Annotated in this window: 15 protein-coding genes; 11 read left to right on the top strand and 4 right to left on the bottom strand. The window is 70.9% G+C overall.

The window, feature by feature from the left end; all coding sequences use genetic code 11:
* Positions 1-32: 32 nt before the first annotated feature.
* The 5 genes from ACWC09_RS44115 to ACWC09_RS44095 all read left to right on the top strand — a co-directional run bounded on the left by ACWC09_RS44115 (position 33) and on the right by ACWC09_RS44095 (position 11,792).
* Positions 33-6,164, top strand: a complete 6,132-nt coding sequence (locus ACWC09_RS44115; protein ID WP_450856921.1) for a LamG-like jellyroll fold domain-containing protein — start codon at positions 33-35, stop codon at positions 6,162-6,164.
* Between the two features lie 182 nt (positions 6,165-6,346).
* Positions 6,347-7,975: a 2,3-epoxybenzoyl-CoA dihydrolase gene (boxC, locus tag ACWC09_RS44110; RefSeq protein WP_450856919.1), complete on the top strand. Its 1,629-nt coding sequence runs from the start codon at positions 6,347-6,349 to the stop codon at positions 7,973-7,975.
* Positions 7,976-7,979: 4 nt separating this feature from the next.
* Positions 7,980-9,401, top strand: a complete 1,422-nt coding sequence (gene boxB / locus ACWC09_RS44105; protein ID WP_450856917.1) for a benzoyl-CoA 2,3-epoxidase subunit BoxB — start codon at positions 7,980-7,982, stop codon at positions 9,399-9,401.
* Between the two features lie 10 nt (positions 9,402-9,411).
* The gene (locus ACWC09_RS44100) at positions 9,412-10,938 is read left to right on the top strand and encodes a benzoate-CoA ligase family protein (protein WP_450856915.1); all 1,527 of its coding nucleotides are present in this window, start codon (positions 9,412-9,414) and stop codon (positions 10,936-10,938) included.
* A complete protein-coding gene (locus ACWC09_RS44095) occupies positions 10,935-11,792 on the top strand; it encodes an amidohydrolase family protein (RefSeq protein WP_450856913.1) in 858 nt (285 codons plus the stop codon). The genes ACWC09_RS44100 and ACWC09_RS44095 overlap by 4 nt, the downstream gene beginning before the upstream one ends.
* A gap of 18 nt (positions 11,793-11,810) precedes the next feature.
* Here the strand turns inward: ACWC09_RS44095 and ACWC09_RS44090 are convergent, their stop codons facing one another.
* The gene (locus tag ACWC09_RS44090) at positions 11,811-12,656 is read right to left on the bottom strand and encodes a PaaX family transcriptional regulator (RefSeq protein WP_450856911.1); all 846 of its coding nucleotides are present in this window, start codon (positions 12,654-12,656) and stop codon (positions 11,811-11,813) included.
* 124 nt (positions 12,657-12,780) lie between these two features.
* Between ACWC09_RS44090 and ACWC09_RS44085 the strand changes: the two genes are divergently transcribed.
* Positions 12,781-13,122 (top strand): hypothetical protein, encoded by a 342-nt coding sequence (locus ACWC09_RS44085; RefSeq protein WP_450856909.1) that lies wholly within the window; start codon positions 12,781-12,783, stop codon positions 13,120-13,122.
* A 77-nt stretch (positions 13,123-13,199) separates the two neighbouring features.
* Here ACWC09_RS44085 and ACWC09_RS44080 read toward each other — a convergent pair whose 3' ends face one another.
* The gene (locus ACWC09_RS44080) at positions 13,200-13,637 is read right to left on the bottom strand and encodes a DUF6299 family protein (protein ID WP_450856907.1); all 438 of its coding nucleotides are present in this window, start codon (positions 13,635-13,637) and stop codon (positions 13,200-13,202) included.
* A 228-nt stretch (positions 13,638-13,865) separates the two neighbouring features.
* Between ACWC09_RS44080 and ACWC09_RS44075 the strand changes: the two genes are divergently transcribed.
* Complete coding sequence (locus tag ACWC09_RS44075) at positions 13,866-14,060, top strand: DUF5999 family protein (protein ID WP_450856905.1); 195 nt, start codon at positions 13,866-13,868, stop codon at positions 14,058-14,060.
* A 220-nt stretch (positions 14,061-14,280) separates the two neighbouring features.
* Here ACWC09_RS44075 and ACWC09_RS44070 read toward each other — a convergent pair whose 3' ends face one another.
* Positions 14,281-14,679, bottom strand: a complete 399-nt coding sequence (locus ACWC09_RS44070; RefSeq protein WP_450856903.1) for a RidA family protein — start codon at positions 14,677-14,679, stop codon at positions 14,281-14,283.
* On the bottom strand, positions 14,676-16,028 hold the full coding sequence (locus ACWC09_RS44065) for an acyl-CoA dehydrogenase family protein (RefSeq protein WP_450856901.1): 1,353 nt from the start codon (positions 16,026-16,028) through the stop codon (positions 14,676-14,678). The genes ACWC09_RS44070 and ACWC09_RS44065 overlap by 4 nt, the downstream gene beginning before the upstream one ends.
* A 126-nt stretch (positions 16,029-16,154) precedes the next feature.
* On the opposite strand from ACWC09_RS44065, the gene ACWC09_RS44060 reads away from it, so the two are divergent.
* The 4 genes from ACWC09_RS44060 to ACWC09_RS44045 form a co-directional block, all read left to right on the top strand.
* A complete protein-coding gene (locus ACWC09_RS44060; RefSeq protein WP_450856899.1) occupies positions 16,155-17,747 on the top strand; it encodes an AMP-binding protein in 1,593 nt (530 codons plus the stop codon).
* A gap of 15 nt (positions 17,748-17,762) precedes the next feature.
* Entirely contained in the window at positions 17,763-18,587 is an 825-nt protein-coding gene (locus ACWC09_RS44055; protein ID WP_450856897.1) for a PaaX family transcriptional regulator, read from the top strand.
* Positions 18,588-18,655: 68 nt separating this feature from the next.
* Positions 18,656-19,231 (top strand): adenylyl-sulfate kinase, encoded by a 576-nt coding sequence (gene cysC / locus ACWC09_RS44050; RefSeq protein ID WP_450856895.1) that lies wholly within the window; start codon positions 18,656-18,658, stop codon positions 19,229-19,231.
* Positions 19,228-19,496 (top strand): phosphoadenosine phosphosulfate reductase domain-containing protein (locus ACWC09_RS44045; RefSeq protein ID WP_450856893.1); only part of this gene is annotated, 269 nt, incomplete at its 3' end. The genes cysC and ACWC09_RS44045, both read left to right, overlap by 4 nt.

Raw genomic sequence — 19,496 nt, 5'->3', positions numbered from 1 at the left:
CCTTCATGTCCGTCCATCGCAGACCCTTGCGCATGTCCAGACGCCGGTTGTCGAGACCGATCGCCACCGCCGTCGTCACGGCCCTGACCGCCGCTTCGCTGGCCGCCGCGGCACCCGCGAACGCCGCGCCGGACGCGCCGGCCACCTCGCGCCGGGCCACGTCGAAGAGCGGCGGCTCGCCGTCCGCCGCCCGGCGTCTCAACCCGACGGAGGCGGCATCCGCCCGGGCGAAGAGGACCGGCAAGCCGGTGCCGATCGACCAACTCACCGACACCGGAACGGTGGTGGTGGCCAACCCGAACGGCACCTTCACCCGCACCGACTCCTCCATGCCGCAGCGCACCCTGCTGCACGGCAAGTGGGTGCCGATCGACACCACGCTGGAGAGGCGGGCGGACGGGAGCTGGGCGCCCAGGGCCGCCGTCACCGATGTCGCCTTCTCGGGCGGCGGTTCCGACACGCTGGTCACGATGCGCAGCGGCACGGACCGACTGGGCTTCTCCTGGCCCGGCACCCTGCCCAGGCCGGTGATCTCCGGTGACACCGCCACCTACCCCGACGTACTGCCCCAGGTGGACCTGCAGCTGACCGCGGATGCCTCCGGCTACTCGTCGATCCTCGTGGTCAAGTCCCCCAAGGCGGCGGCCGATCCACGGCTGCGCCGGCTCTCCCTCGGCACCACGTCGGCCCATCTCGCACTGACCTCCACCCGCGACGGTGGCGCCCGGGCCACGGACAAGCGCACGGGTGAGACCGTCTTCCACAGCGACACCGCCCTGATGTGGGACAGCGCGGGACACACGTCCGCCACCGCGTCCCCCGCCAGAACCAAGACCGCCTCCTCGGCCCGCGCCGAGCACAAGGCGGCGGCCAAGGTCGGCAAGCACCGTGCCCAGGTCCGGGTGAGTCTGAAGCACGGCAGGCAATTGCTCGGTCTGGACAAGGAGTTGCTCTCCGCCAAGAGCACCGCCTACCCGGTCTACGTGGACCCGGAGTGGAGCGGCCGGCCCTCCCAGCTGGACTGGGCTCGGATCTCCGACAACGGGTGGAACGTCTACAACTCGACGTCCACCTCGGGTTCCACCAACGCCCGCGAGGGATGGGACAACTCCTACCCCGGAAACGGCGAACGGGCCCGCACCTACTACCAGATGAACACGAGCGGCATCAAAGGCGCCGTGGTCTCCCATGCCTCGCTGTACGTGAAGCAGCTCTCCGCCGCCTCTTGCGCGGACACCCCGGCCGCCGTCTACGGCACCGACCGCCCCGCCGGGTGGGGCTCCTCGTCGCTGTACTGGGGCCATGAGCCCGGGGGACGCACCGGCTCACTGGGCACCAACCCCAAGAGCCACGAGGCCGGCACCTGCCCGGTCACCGACGGTGCCAACTCCTGGGTGAGCCCGCCGTCGCTGGAGTTCGACGTGACCTCCCGGGCGCAGAGTGCGGCGGCCGGTGGCTGGAAGAGCATGACGCTGATGGTCCAGTCGCCGGACATGAACGACGCCACCCAGTGGAAGCAGCTCGCCTACGGCGGCGGCGCGACCATGTCGGTCACCTACAGCTACCGGCCCAAGCTGAAGAACGGCACCGGCACCCCCGCCATCAAGCCGTCCATCGTGAGCATGGGCAAGACGATGACCACCACACACACCCCGACGCTCTCGGCGCGCGCGGTCGACCCCGATCTGGCCGGCGGCAGCGAACTGGTGCGCATCGAGTACAACGTGTACAACTCCTCCGGCACCCTGATCCACCAGGGCTTCGGCCCCAACCTGGACTCCAGGAAGCGCGCCCGGTACAACACCAACGGCAGCGACTGGACCACGTCGAGCCTGCCGGACGGCACCTACACCTGGAAGGCCACCGCGCAGAACGCGGCCGGCTACTGGGTGGGCCCCGGCTCGGGCATCTGGACCAAAGCCCAGACCTTCACCGTGGACACCAGCGCCCCACCCGCACCGACCGTGACCTCCAGTCAGTTCCCGGCCAAACAGATCGGTGCCGCCTTCGGCGACAAGGGCACCTTCACGCTCAGCAACAACCGCACCAACAACATCACCGGCTATCTGTTCGCCCTGGACGCCACGCTCGGCAACACGGTCTACAGCAGCAGCGTCACCCACTGGACCACCAGCACGAAGATCACCGCGGGCAAGGTGTACTACGTCACCTCCGACAACGGCCCCGGCACCGGCACATCCGTCGTCAACGGCAGCGCCTCCCCCGCCTTCGCCCCCGGCCAGGCGGGCCCGCACACGCTGTACGCCAAGGCGGTGGACCAGGCCGGCTCGACGTCCGTCTCCCAGACGGCCTACGCCTTCTACGCCGGCACCAGTACGCCCACGTACGCCTACGGCGACAAGATGATCACCGGCTGGACGGCGACCAACACCGACGGCACGACCACCGCCGTGCCCCCGGCGACCACCACCACCAAGGGCGGCAAGCTGGTCACCCAGGCCGCCGGCAGCGGCTACGAGTTCGCCGACGGCTACCAGGCCTTCCTCGCCAACCAGTCCACCACCTCGAAGGTCGTCAGCGGTGACAGCGCGACGTTCGGCTTCGACATCCCCAAGGACGGTCCCTGGAGCTTCGGGGTCAATCTGACCAAGGCCAAGGACTACGGCATCTACAACCTGGTCCTGGACGCGGGCAAGCCCACCCAGGCCACCCTGCTCAGCGGCTTCGACGCCTACAACTCCTACACGACCACCCGGTTCGTGAACCTGGGCATGCCCAAGGACGCGAACGGCCAACTGCTCACCCTCAAGCAGGGCGTGCACACCCTGACCCTCACCCTGACCGGCAAGAACCCCGGCTCGACGGGGTACCAGGCCGGCCTCGACGTCCTGCGCCTCGGACCCGCGCTCAGCTGCGCGATCAACAGCACGAGCAGCTGCCTGAACAACACCGCGACCAGCACCTTCACCACCACGACCAGCACGGCCGACGCCGACGGCTCCGGCAACAGCATCAACTCCGCGGATCTGACGAGCACTTCGGGCTGGCAGAGCGGCAAGACGGTGACCGTCGACGGTACGAGCATCGCGCTGCCGAAGTTCGGCACCGGCACCTACGACAACATGCTGGCCTCCGGGCAGACCGTCACCGTGCCGGGCAGCGGTGCGGTGAACACCGGTGACGCCGTGGTCTTCCTGGCCTTCGCCACCGGCGGCGCGGCCAAGGGCGCGACCGGCACCATCACCTACGCCAAGAACAACTGCCTGGACCCGAACGGCGACCCCGCCGACCAGTCGTACACCCTCGACACGGTGCCCGACTGGCTGAGCGGCCCCGCCTCCGCGGCCACGTTGACCCTCGTCCACCAGAACCACAGCAACAACACCCAGACCAGCCCCAGCCCGGGCCCGAAGATCTACGCCGTCAGCGTCCCGCTGCAATGCCCCGGCTCGGTCATCAGCAGCGTCTCCCTGCCACTGTTCACCAACGGCGTCCAGGCCGGCCAGCCCACGCTGCACATCCTGGGCATGGGCCTGCGGCCGCTGACCGTCACCGGCAGCGGGACGAGCGCCCGGCACTGGGTCGGTACCTGGTCCTCCGCCGAGGACACCGCCAAGGTGCAGCAGTCCGGCGGCAGCGCCGCCACCGTCAACGGACAGACGCTGCGCATCCCGGCCCATGTCAGCATCGGCAACGACGACGGCAACGGCGTGCGCGTCCACCTGTCCAACGCGATGGGCACCGGTCCGGTGACCTTCGACGCGGCCTCCGTGGCCGTGCAGGACGGCACGGCGGGCGGTGCCACGGCAGCCGCGGCACCGGTACCGCTGGCTTTCGGGGGCGCCACCACGGTCACGATCCCGGCGGGCGGCGACGTCACCAGCGACCCGGTGACCCTGCACGTCGATCAGCAGGCGACGGTCCTGGTCAGCGTGCAGGTGCACGGCTCGGTGTCCGCGCTGCCGGGCCATGCCACGGCTCAGACACCGGTCTGGGTCAGCGACGCGGCCAACCGCACCGGCGACACCGCGGCCGGCAAGTTCACGCAGACCACGTACACCGGTCTGCCGTATCTGGCCGGCCTCGACGTCACCACGCCCGTCTCCGCCCCCACCGGCTCACTGGTCCTCTACGGCGACCAGAGCGTCAACGGCGACACGGCGAGCGGCGACGGCCGGCACCACCTGAGCGACGCCATCACCGGCGCCCTCGTGGACGACCCGAACGGGGACTCCTCGGTCGACTACGGCGTGCTCAACGCCGGCACCAACAGCGGCAGTCTGAGCAACAACCTGCTGCCGCAGGCCGCGGGCGACAACCCGGCGGGCGCGCTCAACCCGCTGGACCGCAATGTGCTGGCGCAGGGCAACGTACGTACCGTCCTCGTCTCCACCGGGGCCACCGACCTGCTCAACTGCACCGGCACCGCCGACACCTGCGCCACCGGCGTCGAGACCGGACTGGCCGCGCTCAACAGCGAGTTGAGCTCGTACGCGACCGACGACGGGCAGTCCTACGTCAACGGGCAGCCGGTCACACAGAACTCCGACATCACCGTCTATCTCACCACCATCCCGCCGTTCACCGCCGCGCATCCGGGCACGGCGACCCAGGAGTCCGCACGTGAGCAGGTGAACCAGTACCTGCTCGACAACTTCCCCAGCCAGGTCATCGACTTCGCCGCGGCGGTCTCCACGGACGGCACGGCCACCTCGTCGACCGTGAAGGCGGCGGACCTCTCGAGCGGCAACCCGTCCGACGCGTTCTACACGGACCTGGCCGGCCAGTACCTCAACGCCACGAACACCGGTGTGGTCAGCATCGCGCCGAACCTGATCGTCCCGGTCTCGACCGACGGCGACACGCCCGACGACGAGTGGGAGCTGGCCTCCGACGGCACCGACGCCCGCGGGGACAACCCGTTCACCGCGGTCGGCGGGGCGACCTTCGGCTCGACCGGACCCGACGCGGTCAACGCCCCGGCCACCGCCACCTCCTTCGACGGCGGCACCGGCTTCCTGGAGAGCGACCACACCGCCGTCAACGCCCTCGCCGACTACACCGTCTCCGCGTGGGTGAAACTCGACTCGGCGGACAACCCGGCCACCGCCATCTGCGAGGGGACCAGTCAGCACCAGGCCTTCTACATCGGCTACGACCGGGGCAACAAGGGCTGGATGTTCCAGACCACGACCACCAACGACGACAACGCCGACTTCCCCACCGCGGAGGGAGACACCGGCACGGGAGCCCTGGGCACCTGGACCCACCTCCTGGTCACCTACACGGCACCCGTGGACGGTGACTCCGGCACGGGTCTGATGTCGATCTACCAGAACGGCACCCTGATGGGGACCGCCACCAACCTCACCCCGCAGTACGACTCCTCGATGCCCCTGACCGTCGGCGGTTGCATCAACAGCCCCGACGAAACCTCGCCGTACAACGCGTTCCCCGGTTCCGTCTCGGACGTACAGGTGTATCCGTACGCGATGCCGGCGAGCCAGGCCGGCGCGGCCAGTGTGATCGTGCCGGCCGGCTGGGACAAGGGCATGCCCGAGGACGAGTGGAAGCTCGGCTCGGACGGCACCGACACCGCCTCCCTCAACCCGGTCACCAGCACCGGCAGCGCCACCTACGGCAGCGACGCGCCGAGCGGCCTGTCCGGCAGTGTCGCCTTCGACGGCAGCACGGGCTTCCTCAAGAGCAAGCAGAGCGCGGTCAACACCCTCGGCGACTACACCGTCTCCGCCTGGGTGAAGATCAACTCGGCGCTGGGCACCACGGCCGTCTGCCAGGGCACCACCCAGCACCAGTCCTTCTATCTCGCCTACGACAGACCCAGCGCCGCCTGGATGTTCCAGACCACGACCACCAACGACGACAACGCCGACTTCCCGACCGCGGAAGGGGACAACAACACCGGCCCGGTCGGCACCTGGACCCATCTGGTCGCCACCTACCGGGCACCGGTGGCGGGGGACTCAAGTACCGGCACCATGGCCCTGTACCAGAACGGCACGCTGATGGGCACGGCCAAGAACCTCAGCCCGCAGTACGACTCCTCACTGCCCCTGACCATCGGCGGCTGCGTCAACAGCGCCTCCGCCACGACCCCCTACATGGCGTTCCCCGGCTCCGTCGCCGACGTCCATGTGTACCCGCGGACGCTGTCGTCGACGGAGGTGACGGCCCTCCACTGACCCCACCGCACCCCCTGTGCCCCGCCACTCCCCAAAGAGTGGCGGGGCACACTCGCGTGGAGCGGCTCGTACGGTCCTGGGACCCGCGCCTCCTGGATCTTTTTGTTCTACAGAACCTTGACGTCCTGCCGCTCTTCTGTAGACCATCGAGTCATCGGTATCAGCGCGAGGAGGCGCTCGGCATGGTGGAGGTGTCCTTCGACCGGAGCCCGGACACGTACCGGCACTGGAGGCTGCGTACGGACGGGCCGGTCGCCTGGCTGGAGCTGGACGTCGACGAGCAGGGCGGACTGGTCCCGGGATACGAACTGAAGCTCAACTCCTACGACCTCGGCGTGGACATCGAGCTGTACGACGCACTCCAGCGGCTGCGGTTCGAGCACCCCGAGGTGCGGTCCGTGATCGTCACCAGCGCCAAGGAGAAGGTGTTCTGCGCGGGGGCCAACATCCGCATGCTCGCGGCCTCCGCGCACGAGTGGAAGGTGAACTTCTGCAAGTTCACCAACGAGACCCGCAACGGCATGGAGGACGCCTCCGAGCACTCGGGGATCACCTTCATCGCGGCCGTCAACGGCTCCTGTGCGGGCGGCGGTTACGAGCTGGCGCTGGCCTGCGACCAGATCCTGCTGATCGACGACAACTCCTCAGCCGTCGCCCTGCCCGAGGTGCCGCTCCTGGGCGTGCTGCCCGGCACCGGCGGGCTGACCCGGCTGACGGACAAGCGCCGGGTGCGCAAGGACCTGGCCGACGTCTTCGCCACGCGCAGTGATGGCGTACGGGGCAAGACCGCCGTCGACTGGCGGCTGGTGGACGAGGTGGTGCCGCGGCGCGACTTCCGTACGGTGGTCGAGCAGCGGGCGCGGGACGCGGCGGCCCGTAGTCCGCGCCCGCCGGACGTCCAGGGCATCCAACTCGCGCTACTGCAAAGGGAGATCAGCGACGCCGGGCTCTTCTACCCCCATGTGCGGGCCGAGTTCGACCGTCCGCTGGGGCTCGTCCGCATCACCGTACGAGGGCCCGAGGACGCCGGCGAGGACGGCTGGCTGCTCGCGCTCACCCGTGAACTCGACGACCTGATCCTGCGGTTGAGGACCAACGAGCCCGAGCTGGGCACCTGGGTGCTGCGCACCGAGGGCGACCCCGCGCTCGTACTCGCCCAGGAGCAGCGGCTGGTCGACACGCAGGACGACTGGCTGTCGAACGAGGTCCTGCACTACTACAAGCGCACCCTGAAGCGCCTGGACGTCACCAGCCGCAGCCTCGTCGCGCTGATCGAGCCGGGCAGTTGCTTCGCCGGGCTGCTCCTGGAGCTCGCCCTGGCCTGCGATGTGCAGTACATGCTCGACGGGCCGCCCATCGAGGACCCGGACAGCGAGGAGCGGGCCCGACTCGCCCTCTCCGAGGCCAACTTCGGACTCTTCCCGATGGGCAACGGCCTGTCCCGGCTCCAGTCCCGCTTCTACGGTCACGACGACCACCTCGACTGGCTGCACCGAGAGACCGGGCACCCCCTGACCCCCGCCCAGGCCCGCGAGCTCGGTCTGGTCACCGACGCGCCGGACGACATCGACTGGGAGGACGAGGTCCGTCTCGTCCTGGAGAACCGGGCGGCGCTCAGCCCCGACGCACTGACCGGCATGGAGGCCAACCACCGGTTCGTCGGCCCGGAGACCATGGAGACCAAGATCTTCGGTCGGCTCAGCGCCTGGCAGAACTGGATCTTCGTACGGCCCAACGCCGCAGGTCCGGAAGGCGCGTTGCGCCGTTACGGCACCGGGCAGCGGGCGGTCTACGACCGGAAGCGAGTGTGACCCGATGCCCACGGCCATCGACTACGACGCCAAGATCCCCAACAACGTCGGTCTCGCCGACGACCGCCGGCTGCAGCGCGCGCTGGAGGGCTGGCAGCCCAAGTTCCTCGGCTGGTGGGGCGAGATGGGCCCGGCGCTGGAGAACCACGGCGTCTATCTGCGCACCGCGGTCTCGGTCGGCCGGGACGGCTGGGCCCACTTCGGCCATGTCAACGTGCCCGACTACCGCTGGGGCATCTTCCTGGCCGAGCCCACTCCCGACCGGCGTATCGCCTTCGGCGAGCACCGGGGCGAGCCGGTGTGGCAGCAGATCCCGGGCGAGTACCGCGCCGATCTGCAACGGCTGATCGTCATCCAGGGCGACACCGAGCCGGCGTCGGTGGAGCAGCAACGGCTGCTCGGGCTGACCGCACCCAGCCTCTACGACCTGCGCAACCTCTTCCAGGTCAACGTCGAGGAGGGGCGCCACCTGTGGGCGATGGTGTATCTGCTGCACGCCTACTTCGGGCGGGAGGGCCGCGAGGAGGCCGAGGCGCTGCTGTACCGCAACTCCGGCAGCCCGGACTCGCCGCGCATCCTGGGCGCGTTCAACGAGGAGACCGCCGACTGGCTGGCCTTCTACATGTTCACCTACTTCACCGACCGGGACGGCAAGTACCAGCTCGGCTCGCTGAAGGAGAGCGCCTTCGACCCGCTGTCGCGGACCTGCACCTTCATGCTGAAGGAGGAGGCCCACCACATGATGGTCGGGACGACCGGCGTCGACCGCGTGGTGACGCGCAGCGCCCAACTCGTCCGTGAGCACGACACGTTGGACATCGCCGCCTGCGGTGGCATCCCGCTCGACATCATCCAGAAGTACATCAACTTCCACTACACGGTCTCCCTGGACCTGTTCGGCAGCGAGACCTCGACCAACGCGGCCAACTACTACACCGCCGGGCTCAAGGGCCGCTGGCAGGAGGAACGGCGGAGCGACGACCACCAGCTCACCGAGGACGGCGTACTGCTCAACAAGCCGGTGCAGGACGGCAGTTGGTCCGAGGAGGAGGTCCCCGCCCTGCTCGCCCTCAACCTCGACCTGCGCGACGAGTACATCGCCGACTGCCAGACCGGCGTCAAGCGCTGGAACCGCATCCTCGACGAGTACGGCATCGACTTCCGCCTCGCGCTCCCCCACCCCGCCTTCAACCGCCAGGTCGGTCTCGCCGCCGGTCACCGGGTCACCCCGGACGGCACGATCGTCGACGAGGAGACCTGGGAGGCGAGCCGCCGGCGCTGGCTGCCGACGGCCGAAGACCTGGTGTTCGTACGGTCGTTGATGCAGCCGGTGTACGAGCGCGGGAAGATCGCGAGCTGGGTCGCGCCGCCGGTCAACGGGATCAACGGCAAGCCGTTCGACTACGAGTACGTCCGACTGGTGTGAGGCGGCCTCGATGCCCGAGCTGTTCAACGCGGCGGACTGGCTGGTCGACCGGCATGTGAGAGAGGGCGACGGCGGTCGTACGGCCGTCGTGACGCCCACCCGGTCCCTGACCTACGAGGAGCTGGCCGACGAAGTCCGCACGGTGGCCGCCTGGTTGCGGTCCCTCGGCGTACGACCCGAGGAACGCGTCCTGTTCTGCATGGCCGACGACATCGAGCTGTTCACCGGCATCCTCGCCGCGTTCCGCATCGGCGCGGTGGCGGTGCCCGCCTCGACCATGCTCACCGGCGGTGAACTGGGCAGGCTGGTGGCCGACTGCCGTAGCCGCGTGGTGCTGGGTTCGGAGGAGTTCGCCCCGGTGGTGCGGGCTGCCGCGGCGCAGGCACCCGAGGTCGAGCACCTCGTACTGGGCGACGACTGGCGGCAGTCGACGGCCGCCGGTGCCGACGGGACGCCGTACCCCACCTGGCCCGACTCCCCCGCCCTCTGGCTCTACACCTCCGGCACCACGGGCACGCCCAAGGCGGCGATGCACCGGCACACCGACATCCGGTTCGTGGCGGAGACATACGGTCGGCAGGTACTCGGGGTCGGGCCGGAGGACCGCTGTCTGTCCGTCGCCAAGCTGTTCTTCGCGTACGGGCTCGGCAACTCGATGTTCTTCCCGCTGGCCGTGGGCGGCACCGCCCTGCTGGAGCCCGCCCGGCCCACGCCCGCGCTCTTCGCCAAGCGGGCAGCCGCCGACCGGGCCACGATCCTCTTCGGCGTGCCCGGGTTCCTCGGCGCGCTGCTCGCGGGTCTCGACATTCCCGACGACGCCTTCGCGACCGTACGCCTCGGTGTCTCCGCTGGTGAGGCGCTTCCGGCGCGAATATATCAAGGGGTGCTCGAACGGTTCGGGGTGGCGGTGCTCGACGGGATCGGATCGACCGAGCTGCTGCACATCTTCATGTCCAACCGGCAGGGGCGGGTGCATCCGGGCTCGTCCGGCGAGCCGGTTCCGGGGTACGCCGTGGAGCTGCGGGACGCGGCCGGACGGACGGTGGACGGCGCGGGCGTGCCCGGCGAGTTGTATGTGCGCGGGGAGTCGGCGGCCGTCGGGTACTGGTGCCGGGCGGAGACGAGTCGGCAGGTGTTCCTCGGGGACTGGGTGCGGACCGGGGACACGTATGTCCGTAATGCCGACGGGACTTACACCTGTATGGGGCGTACCAACGACCTGCTGAAGGCGGGCGGGATCTACGTCTCCCCGGCCGAGGTGGAGGAACGGCTGCTGGCGCATCCGGACGTGGCCGAGGTGGCGGTGGTCGGGGCGCGGGACGCGGACGGGCTCGACAAGCCCGTGGCGTGCGTGGTGCCGAGAGCCGGGAGTGCGGTGGACGCGGAGGCGCTGGTGGCCTGGTGCCGGGAGGGGCTGGCCGCGTTCAAGCGGCCGCGGGCGGTCATCGGGCTGACTGAGCTGCCGCGTACGCCGACCGGGAAGATACGGCGCAATGTGCTGCGTGACCTGGTCCGCGGCGAGGAGGAGCAGCCGTGATCGACGGCGAGACCGTGGTCGACGCGCATGTCCATGTGCCGAGGCTGTCCACGCTGAAGCCGGCCTGGTTCGAGTGGGCGCAGACCTTCGGCCGCGGCCATCCGTGGCGGGACGCCTACGACGAACGGGGCGACCCCGTGCCCGACCGCCTCGACGCGCTCCTGGAGTTGGAGGGCGTGGACCGCGCGCTGCTGTTCTGCGAGTACAGCCCGCGCGCCACCGGCATCCAGCCGATCGAGGACCTGCTGCCGATCGTCGCGCACAACCCGGTCCGCTTCCGGCTGGTCGCCAACGTCAACCCGCACCTCCACCACCCGGTCGCGGCGGAGGCCGAACGCCAGCTGGAGTTGGGGGCGGTCGCCGTCAAACTCCATCCCGTGCACGGCGGTTTCGACCCGGCCGACAAGGAGCTGTATCCGCTGTACGCCCTCTGCGCCGAGCGCGGAGTCCCGGTGGTCGTGCACTCGGGGACGTCGAGTTTCCCGGGTGCGCGGGCGCGGTTCGGGGATCCGCAGTTGCTGCTGGACGCCGTGGAGGACTTCCCTGACGTGCAGTTCGTGTTCGCGCACGGCGGGCGGGGGTGGTGGTACGACACCGCCGCCTTCCTGGCGCTCGCGAAGCCGAAGGTCTGGCTGGACCTCGCGGGGCTGCCGCCGCGCAGACTGCCCGAGTACTACGCCCGGTTCGACCTCGCGAGGCTGGCCGGACGATGGATCTTCGGGACGGACTGGCCGGGCGTGCCGGGGACGGACCGCAATGTGCGGGCGCTGCGCGAACTGGGCCTGCCCGAGGAGACGTTGAGGGGTGTGCTGTCGGGGAACGCGGCCAAGGTGTTTCCCGGGCTGGACGTCTGAAGCACGGCCCACCAGGACCTAGCCGTTCAGCTCCTCCCACCGCCGCTGTGCCGCCGTACTCCACTCGGCGTGTTTGCCGTGGAAGAGGGCGGTGGCCTTGGCGCCGCTCCAGCCGGGCGGGAGGAGTTCGGTCGGGAGGCGGGGGTCGAGGAAGGGGAAGCGGCGCCACTCGTGGACGAGGAGGGTGAGGGCGTGCAGGCCGCCGTCGCCGTCGGCCGGGTGCAGGCCGGTGAACTCGTCGATGAACGCCTCGTAGCGGTCCTCCACCTCGCTGAGGTCCCAGGCGCGGGCCACCATGGCCGCCTCGCTGCCGAGGGCGCCGTAGGTGGCGGTGAACGACATTGCCCCGTCGGCGAGTTGGAGCTCCTTGAGGACACCGAGCGCCTCGGGCTCGCGGTCGGCGTGCGGGGTGATCCAAACGCCGGGTTCCGGGGAGCCGAAGCCGGCCCAGCTGAGGCGGGTGCGGACGCGGTGGCGCAGCTCGCGCTTGGACTCCGGCACCGAGACCAGGACGACCAGCCAGGTGCCGTCCCAGGTGCGCTCACCGCTGCCGAAGTCGTAGATGCGCTGTGCGCCCTCGGTCAGCAGCCGCCGGCCGGGCGGGGTGAGCGCCCAGCGCGTGCGGCGGCCCACCCGCTCGGAGGCGAGCCAGCCCTCCGCCGCGGTCCGGGCCAGCGACTGGCGGGCCGACTTCTCCTCGACGCCGAACAGCGCCAGCGCCTCGACCAGCGCCGACGTCCACACCGGGCGGCCGCGCGGCAGGACGTACTCGCCGAGCATGGTCATCAGCAGCGACCGCGCGCTGGTGTCGCCGACCTCCCGGCGCCGGCTGACCACCGGCCGCGTGGACGCGTCGTTCGCCATGCCCGTCACTTCCCTCGTGGTCAGCGGCCTTCCTTTACTTACACAATATCTTGTCGTCGCGCGACATATCAGTAGAGTGTCATCCCCGGTCGCACGGCGACGGCCCTCGTGAGGAGCGAACAGCATGGCCGACCTCGACGAACCCGGCCAAGACGCGCAGGAGTTGGTGGCGCCGCTGCCGACGGCCAGGCGGGCGCCCCGCTGGAGCGGCCGCCTGATCCAGCGGATGCTGCACCTCCAGCCGCCGGCCACCCGGGACATCGTGGTCCAGCGGAACATACAAGTCCCGATGCCCGACGGGACCGTACTGCTGGCCGACCGCTGGGCACCGCGCGACGCCGACCCCGCCCTGCCGACCGCGCTGATCCGGACGCCGTACGGCCGCCGGGGCCCGACGGCCGCGATGGCGGCGCCTCCGCTGGCCGGGCGCGGCTTCCAGATCGTGGTGCGCCGGCCGGGGACCTAGGAGGTCGGGAGCGGCGGTGCGACGCCACCGGGTCCGCGCGGAACGCCCGGTGGCCTCGATGCGGCCGTCGGCCGGGCTCAGCCCCGGGTCAGGGTGATGTCCCGGCGGTCGACCGCGTGGAAGCGGGGCAGGGGCAGGCCGCCCTGGGGGTGCAGCTCCACGACCGTGGCCTCGGCGCTCGCGGTGCCTGCGTCCAGGGCCTTCGTCGACGGCTTGCCCGAGTTCTCCCAGCGGTGCTCCTGGCCGTCGCAGAGCGCGCTGGTGCCGCCGATGCCCTGGCGGACGTTCGGGTCGTCCTGGCCGACGGAGGAGCTGACGACGGCCGGGCCGGTGTTGCCGAGGCAGCGGTAGGTGCCGGAGAGGGTCACGGTGCCGTCCGACGCGATGTGCCCGGTCGGGTCGACGGTCACGGTCTCGTACGGGTCCGCGGTGGCCGACGCGGCGGGGGTGGCGGGGGCGGCGAGCAGGAACAGCGCGGCACCGGCCGCGAGGCCCGGAGCGGGGCGGATGGACATCGGAAACCTCCTGAAGGTGGGGCTTCCACTGGGTACCGGGCGGGCGGGCCCAGGACCGTGATCGTCACTCCTTCGGTGGCGAGTCCGCACCGACGGTCGTGGAACCGTCCGGGTGTTGTCCGCAAGTTGTCACGTTTCCCGCCGGGCCGTTCCGATGAGTTCGCGCCGGGAGGATGGTCTGTCCATCGGGACCGGACGGACGGTCCCGACCCGACGTGGAGGTGCGCCATGTGTTCCTGCCAGGCCTCGTGCCCTTCCTCCGACAGCCTCGCCCCGCACACCGTCGCGGCCCACCCCGAGCAGGGTTGGAGCCTGCGGTGCGACGGCGCGATCGTCTTCGACGACACGGGCGAACTGACCGCTGACGGCCGCGTGGTCGCTCCGCTCCGGGTACCGGCCGAGCAACTGGCGATCGCCGCCTGACTAGCGGGCGTTGCCGCCCTCGGGCAGCGGCACCGCGCGGACAGCATGCGGGACCCCGAGCGCCAGGAGGCGCGGGAGCCGGCCCGGCGGACCAAGTGCGTCCGCAGTGACGAGCGCCGCTTCCTGCGACCGCCGGACGGAGCGGTCCCCCACTTCCAGGGCGGCCCCAAGACCCTTCCAGGGCGGCCCTGATTCCCTTCCAGGGCGGCCTGAGGCCCTCCTAGGGCAGCACCGCGAAGCCGTCGATCTCCACGAGTGCCTGTTCGTCCCAGAGGCGGACGACTTCCAGGACCGCCATCGCCGGGTAGTCGCGGCCTGCCGACTGCCGCCAGATGCGGCCCAGTTCGGGGGCGTGCGTCCGGTACGCGGCGACGTCCGTGGTGTAGACGGTGACGCGGGCCAGGTCCGCCGCGGTACCTCCCGCCGCCGTCAGCGCGGTGAGCAGGTTAGTCAGGGCCTTCTCGAACTGGGCGGGAAGCGTGTCGCCGGTGACCTTGCCGTCGGTGTCGAGGGCGGTCTGGCCGGCCAGGAAGACGACGCGGGTGCCGGTGGCGACGACCGCGTGGGAGAAGCCGGTCGGCGGGGAGAGGGCGGGCGGGTTGACACGCTCGGTGCTCACTGGACCTCCCGGCCGGAAGACGGATCCACGCGCCGCTCGTTGTCCAACTCCTTGTACAACTCCTTGTACAACTCCTTGGCGATGATGCCCCGTTGGACCTCGCTCGCGCCCTCGTAGATACGCGGGGCGCGGACCTCGCGGTAGAGGTGTTCGAGGAGGTGCCCGCGGCGCAGGGCACGGGCGCCGTGCAACTGGACGGCGCTGTCGACGACATACTGCGCGGTCTCGGTGGCGAGCAGCTTCGCCATCGCCGCACGCTTGGGCACGTCCGGGGCGCCTTCGTCGTACGCCGTCGCCGCCGCGTACACCAGGAGACGGGCCGCCTCGGTGCGCAGGGCCATCTCGGCGACCTGGTGACCGACGGCCTGCAGGTCCCTCAACTTGCCGCCGAAGGCGTCCCGTCGGGACGTGTGGGCGAGCGTGGCGTCCAGTGCGGCCTGCGCCATGCCGACGGCGAAGGCACCGACGCTGGGCCGGAAGAGGTTGAGGGTGCCCATGGCGACCCGGAAGCCCTGGCCGACCTCGCCCAGCACGTCGTCCGCGGTGACGGGCACGGCGTCGAAGTCGAGGGCGCCGATCGGATGCGGCGAGAGCATGTCGAGGGGCGTGCCGGTGAGACCGGGCCGGTCGGCGGGGACCAGGAAGGCGGTCACTCCGCGGGCACCGGCGCCGGGGGTGGTCCGCGCGAAGACGGTGTAGAAGTCGGCCTCGGGGGCGTTGGAGATCCAGCACTTCTCGCCGGTCAGACGCCAGCCGGCGTGACCGTCGAGGGTTGCGGTGAGGGGAGCGGCGGGTTGCGGAGCCTCGCTCCCGGCATCCGGCGCGGCGCCGACCTGCGAGGGCTCGCGCCCGACGCCCACGGACGGTGCGGCGAGGCCCGCTCCGGCAGGGGCGGCAGCCGGCGCGGCCCCCGAGCCGCCCTCCCCCGGCTCCTCCGCTCCCTCCCGCTCCGCCCGCAGCGCCAGCGCCGCCGCGTCCGACCCCGCCCCCGGCTCGCTCAGTGCGAACGCCGCCACCGCCGCGCCCTCGGTCACCGCGGGCAGCCAGCGGTCCCGCTGGGCGGGGGTGCCATGGGCGTGAACCGGATGGGCGCCCAGGCCCTGGAGGGCGAGGGCCGTCTCCGCCTCCGTACAGGCGTAGGCGAGGGACTCCCGCATCAGGCAGAGATCGAGGGCCCCTGACGTGAACAGCCTTCGCAGCAGCCCCAGTTGACCGAGTTCGGCGACGAGCGGGCGGTTCACATGGCCCGGTTCGCCCTTCTCGGCCAGCGGGCGCAGTCGTTCCGCCGCCGTGGTGCGCAGCTCGCCACACCAGGCGATCTGTACCGGTTCGAGCGAGAATACGGGCATCGCCGGTCCCCTCTCCGCTGCGTCTCCCGTCGACCGTATCGCGTACCGTTGACTGTCGTCACCAACACGATACGCTCGTTGCGCGAGCCCACCAGGACGCCCACACGGCAAAGGGGGCGCACCGCCATGAACGTCTCGGCCCACGTCGACACCTTCGCCCGCGACCACCTCCCGCCGCGCGAGGAATGGCCCGAGCTCCGCTTCGACCTGCCGGAGCTCCAGTACCCCGATCGGCTGAACTGTGCCGCCGAGCTGCTGACCGGCCCCGCCCCCGACCGCCCGGTCTTCCACACTCCCGCCGGCCCCTCGTGGACGTACGGCGACCTGCGCGCCCGCGTCGACCGGCTCGCGCACGTCCTCACCGCCGACCTCGGCGTGGTCCCGGGCAACCGAGTCCTGCTGCGCGGCCCGACCACGCCGTGGCTGGCCGCGTGCTGGCTGGCGGTACTGAAGGCGGGCGGGGTCGCGGTGACCGTGCTGGCGCAGCAGCGGCCGCACGAGCTGGCAGTGATATGTGACATAGCACAGGTCCGACACGCCCTCTGCGACGTACGGTCCGTCGACGACCTCGTCAAGGCCGAGATACCGGGCCTGCGGATCAGCACCTTCGGCGGCGACGCCTCCGACGACCTTCTCCGCCGCCCGGCGCCCGACACCCCGTACCCGCCCGTCGCCACCGCCGCCGACGACGTCGCCCTGATCGCGTTCACCTCGGGCACCACCGGTCGCCCGAAAGGGTGCATGCATTTCCACCGGGATGTGCTCGCCACAGCGGACACCTTCTCCAAGCATGTGCTGCGCCCCCATGGGGACGATGTCTTCGCCGGCAGCCCTCCTCTCGGCTTCACCTTCGGCCTCGGCGGCCTCGTGGTCTTCCCGATGCGCGCCGGCGCCAGCTCGCTCCTCCTCGAACAGGCCCATCCCCAGCAGCTGTTGGCGGCCGTCCCCGAACACCGCGTCTCGGTCCTGTTCACCGCCCCGACCGCCTACCGCGCCCTGCTCGACGAGATCGACGCCCACGACATCTCCTCCCTGCGCCGCTGCGTCTCCGCCGGCGAGAACCTGCCCGCCGCCACCTGGCAGACCTGGCGGGAGCGCACCGGGCTGCGCATCATCAACGGCATCGGTGCGACCGAGCTGCTGCACATCTTCATCTCCGCGGCCGACGAGCACATCCGGCCCGGGACGACCGGACTGCCCGTACCCGGCTGGCACGCGCGCGTGCAGGACGAGAACGGGGAGCCGGTGCCCGACGGGGAGCCGGGGCTGCTCGCGGTGCGCGGGCCGGTCGGCTGCCGTTATCTCGCCGACCCACGGCAGCGCACGTACGTCCGCGGCGGCTGGAACATCACGGGCGACACCTACGTCCGCGAGAGCGACGGCTACTTCCGTTACGTCGCCCGCGCCGACGACATGATCATCTCGGCCGGGTACAACATCGCGGGACCGGAGGTCGAGGACGCGCTGCTGCGCCACCCGGACGTGGTCGAGGCGGCGGTCGTGGGCCGGCCCGACGAGGCCCGCGGACATGTGGTCGTGGCCCATGTGGTGGTGAAGGAGGGCACGGTCCGGGACCCGGAAGCCCTGCGCACCTTCGTCAAGTCCGAACTGGCGCCCTACAAATGTCCGCGCGAGATCCACTTCGCGGACGCACTGCCGCGCACGGCGACCGGAAAGCTTCAGAGATTCAAACTACGCACCGATGGTGACCAGCAGTGATGACAACGACCTAAGATGATCAACGTGTCCGACCAGCATGCACCGCGGTCTCTCATCGTCACGCTCTACGGCGCCTACGGCCGTTTCGTACCGGGCCCGGTCCCGGTCGCGGAACTGATCCGGCTCCTCGCCGCGGTCGGCGTGGACGCGCCGTCCGTACGCTCCTCGGTGTCCCGCCTCAAACGCCGCGGCCTGCTGCTGCCGGCCCGCACCGCGCAGGGCGCCGCCGGGTACGAACTGTCGCCGGACGCCCGCCAGTTGCTCGACGACGGCGACCGGCGCATCTACGCCACCGCCGCTCCCGAGGAGGAGGGCTGGGTGCTCGCGGTCTTCTCCGTGCCGGAGTCGGAGCGGCAGAAGCGGCACGTGCTGCGCTCCCGGCTGGCCGGGCTGGGCTTCGGGACGGCGGCACCCGGCGTGTGGATCGCGCCCGCGCGGCTCTACGAGGAGACGCGCCACGTCCTGCGACGCCTGCACCTCGACCCGTACGTCGACCTGTTCCGCGGCGAGCACCTCGGCTTCGCCGCCACCGTCGAGGCGGTCGCCCGCTGGTGGGACCTGGCCGCGATCGCCAAGGAGTACGAGGCCTTCCTCGACCGCCACGCGCCCGTGCTGCACGACTGGCGCAACAGGGCGGACACCCCTCCCGAGGAGGCCTACCGCGACTACCTCCTCGCCCTCGACGGATGGCGCCACCTCCCCTACGTCGACCCGGGGCTCCCGGCGCGGCTCCTCCCGGAGGACTGGCCAGGGGTGCGGTCGGCCGGGGTGTTCCGGGAGCTGCACGACCGGCTCAGGGACGCGGGGGCCGTGTTCGCAGGAGTACCTGCAGTCACTTAGCCAAACCTCAGGTTCCTTAACACCTCCTCTCAGACTTCTTACCTACTGTTCAGCGGGTCGTACGCCGGGTGGAGGAAAGAGGACTGTTGCGCATGACCAGCACGCCGAGAAGCCAAGGGGCCACGGTCTGGCTGACGGGCCTGCCGAGCGCGGGGAAGACGACCATCGCCCGCCGTCTCGGCGACCGGCTCAGGGCCGAGGGTCACCGCGTGGAGGTTCTGGACGGCGACGAGATACGCCGCTTCCTCTCCGCGGGCCTCGGCTTCTCCCGCGCGGACCGCAACACGAACGTGCAGCGCATCGGCCTGGTCTCCGAGGTCCTCGCCCGCAACGGCGTGCTGTCCGTCGTCCCCGTGATCGCCCCCTACGCCGACAGCCGCGAGGCCGTCCGGGGGCGGCATGCGGCCAGCTCGACGCCGTACATCGAGGTGCATGTCGCCACGCCGGTCGAGGTGTGCAGCGAGCGCGACGTGAAGGGGCTGTACGCCCGCCAGGCCGCGGGTCAGCTCAAGGGGCTGACCGGGATCGACGACCCGTACGAGCCGCCGGTCGACCCGGATCTGGTGCTGCCGACACAGGTGCAGACGCCCGAGGAGTCGGCGGACGCGGTGTACGCGGTGCTGGCGGAGCGGGGGCTGGTGTGAACACGACCGGCAAGGGATTCTCCCTCTCCCACCTGGACGCGCTGGAGTCCGAGGCCGTCCACATCGTCCGCGAGGTGGCGGGTGAGTTCGAGCGGCCGGTGATCCTCTTCTCCGGCGGCAAGGACTCCATCGTCATGCTGCACCTGGCGCTGAAGGCCTTCGCCCCGGCGGCGGTGCCGTTCTCGCTGCTCCACGTGGACACCGGGCACAACTTCCCCGAGGTCCTGGAGTACCGGGACCGCGCGGTGGCCAAGCATGGGCTGCG

It is taken from the genome of Streptomyces sp. NPDC001617 (assembly GCF_053596855.1).
This window is presented reverse-complemented; position numbering and strand designations above follow the sequence as displayed.

Coding starts and splice junctions, on each gene's coding strand:
- ACWC09_RS44115 (WP_450856921.1), top strand. CDS start 33: ATGTCCAGACGCCGGTTGTCGAGACCGATCGCCACCGCCGTCGTCACG.
- boxC (WP_450856919.1), top strand. CDS start 6,347: ATGGTGGAGGTGTCCTTCGACCGGAGCCCGGACACGTACCGGCACTGG.
- boxB (WP_450856917.1), top strand. CDS start 7,980: ATGCCCACGGCCATCGACTACGACGCCAAGATCCCCAACAACGTCGGT.
- ACWC09_RS44100 (WP_450856915.1), top strand. CDS start 9,412: ATGCCCGAGCTGTTCAACGCGGCGGACTGGCTGGTCGACCGGCATGTG.
- ACWC09_RS44090 (WP_450856911.1), bottom strand. CDS start 12,656: ATGGCGAACGACGCGTCCACGCGGCCGGTGGTCAGCCGGCGCCGGGAG.
- ACWC09_RS44085 (WP_450856909.1), top strand. CDS start 12,781: ATGGCCGACCTCGACGAACCCGGCCAAGACGCGCAGGAGTTGGTGGCG.
- ACWC09_RS44080 (WP_450856907.1), bottom strand. CDS start 13,637: ATGTCCATCCGCCCCGCTCCGGGCCTCGCGGCCGGTGCCGCGCTGTTC.
- ACWC09_RS44075 (WP_450856905.1), top strand. CDS start 13,866: ATGTGTTCCTGCCAGGCCTCGTGCCCTTCCTCCGACAGCCTCGCCCCG.
- ACWC09_RS44065 (WP_450856901.1), bottom strand. CDS start 16,028: ATGCCCGTATTCTCGCTCGAACCGGTACAGATCGCCTGGTGTGGCGAG.
- ACWC09_RS44060 (WP_450856899.1), top strand. CDS start 16,155: ATGAACGTCTCGGCCCACGTCGACACCTTCGCCCGCGACCACCTCCCG.
- ACWC09_RS44055 (WP_450856897.1), top strand. CDS start 17,763: ATGATCAACGTGTCCGACCAGCATGCACCGCGGTCTCTCATCGTCACG.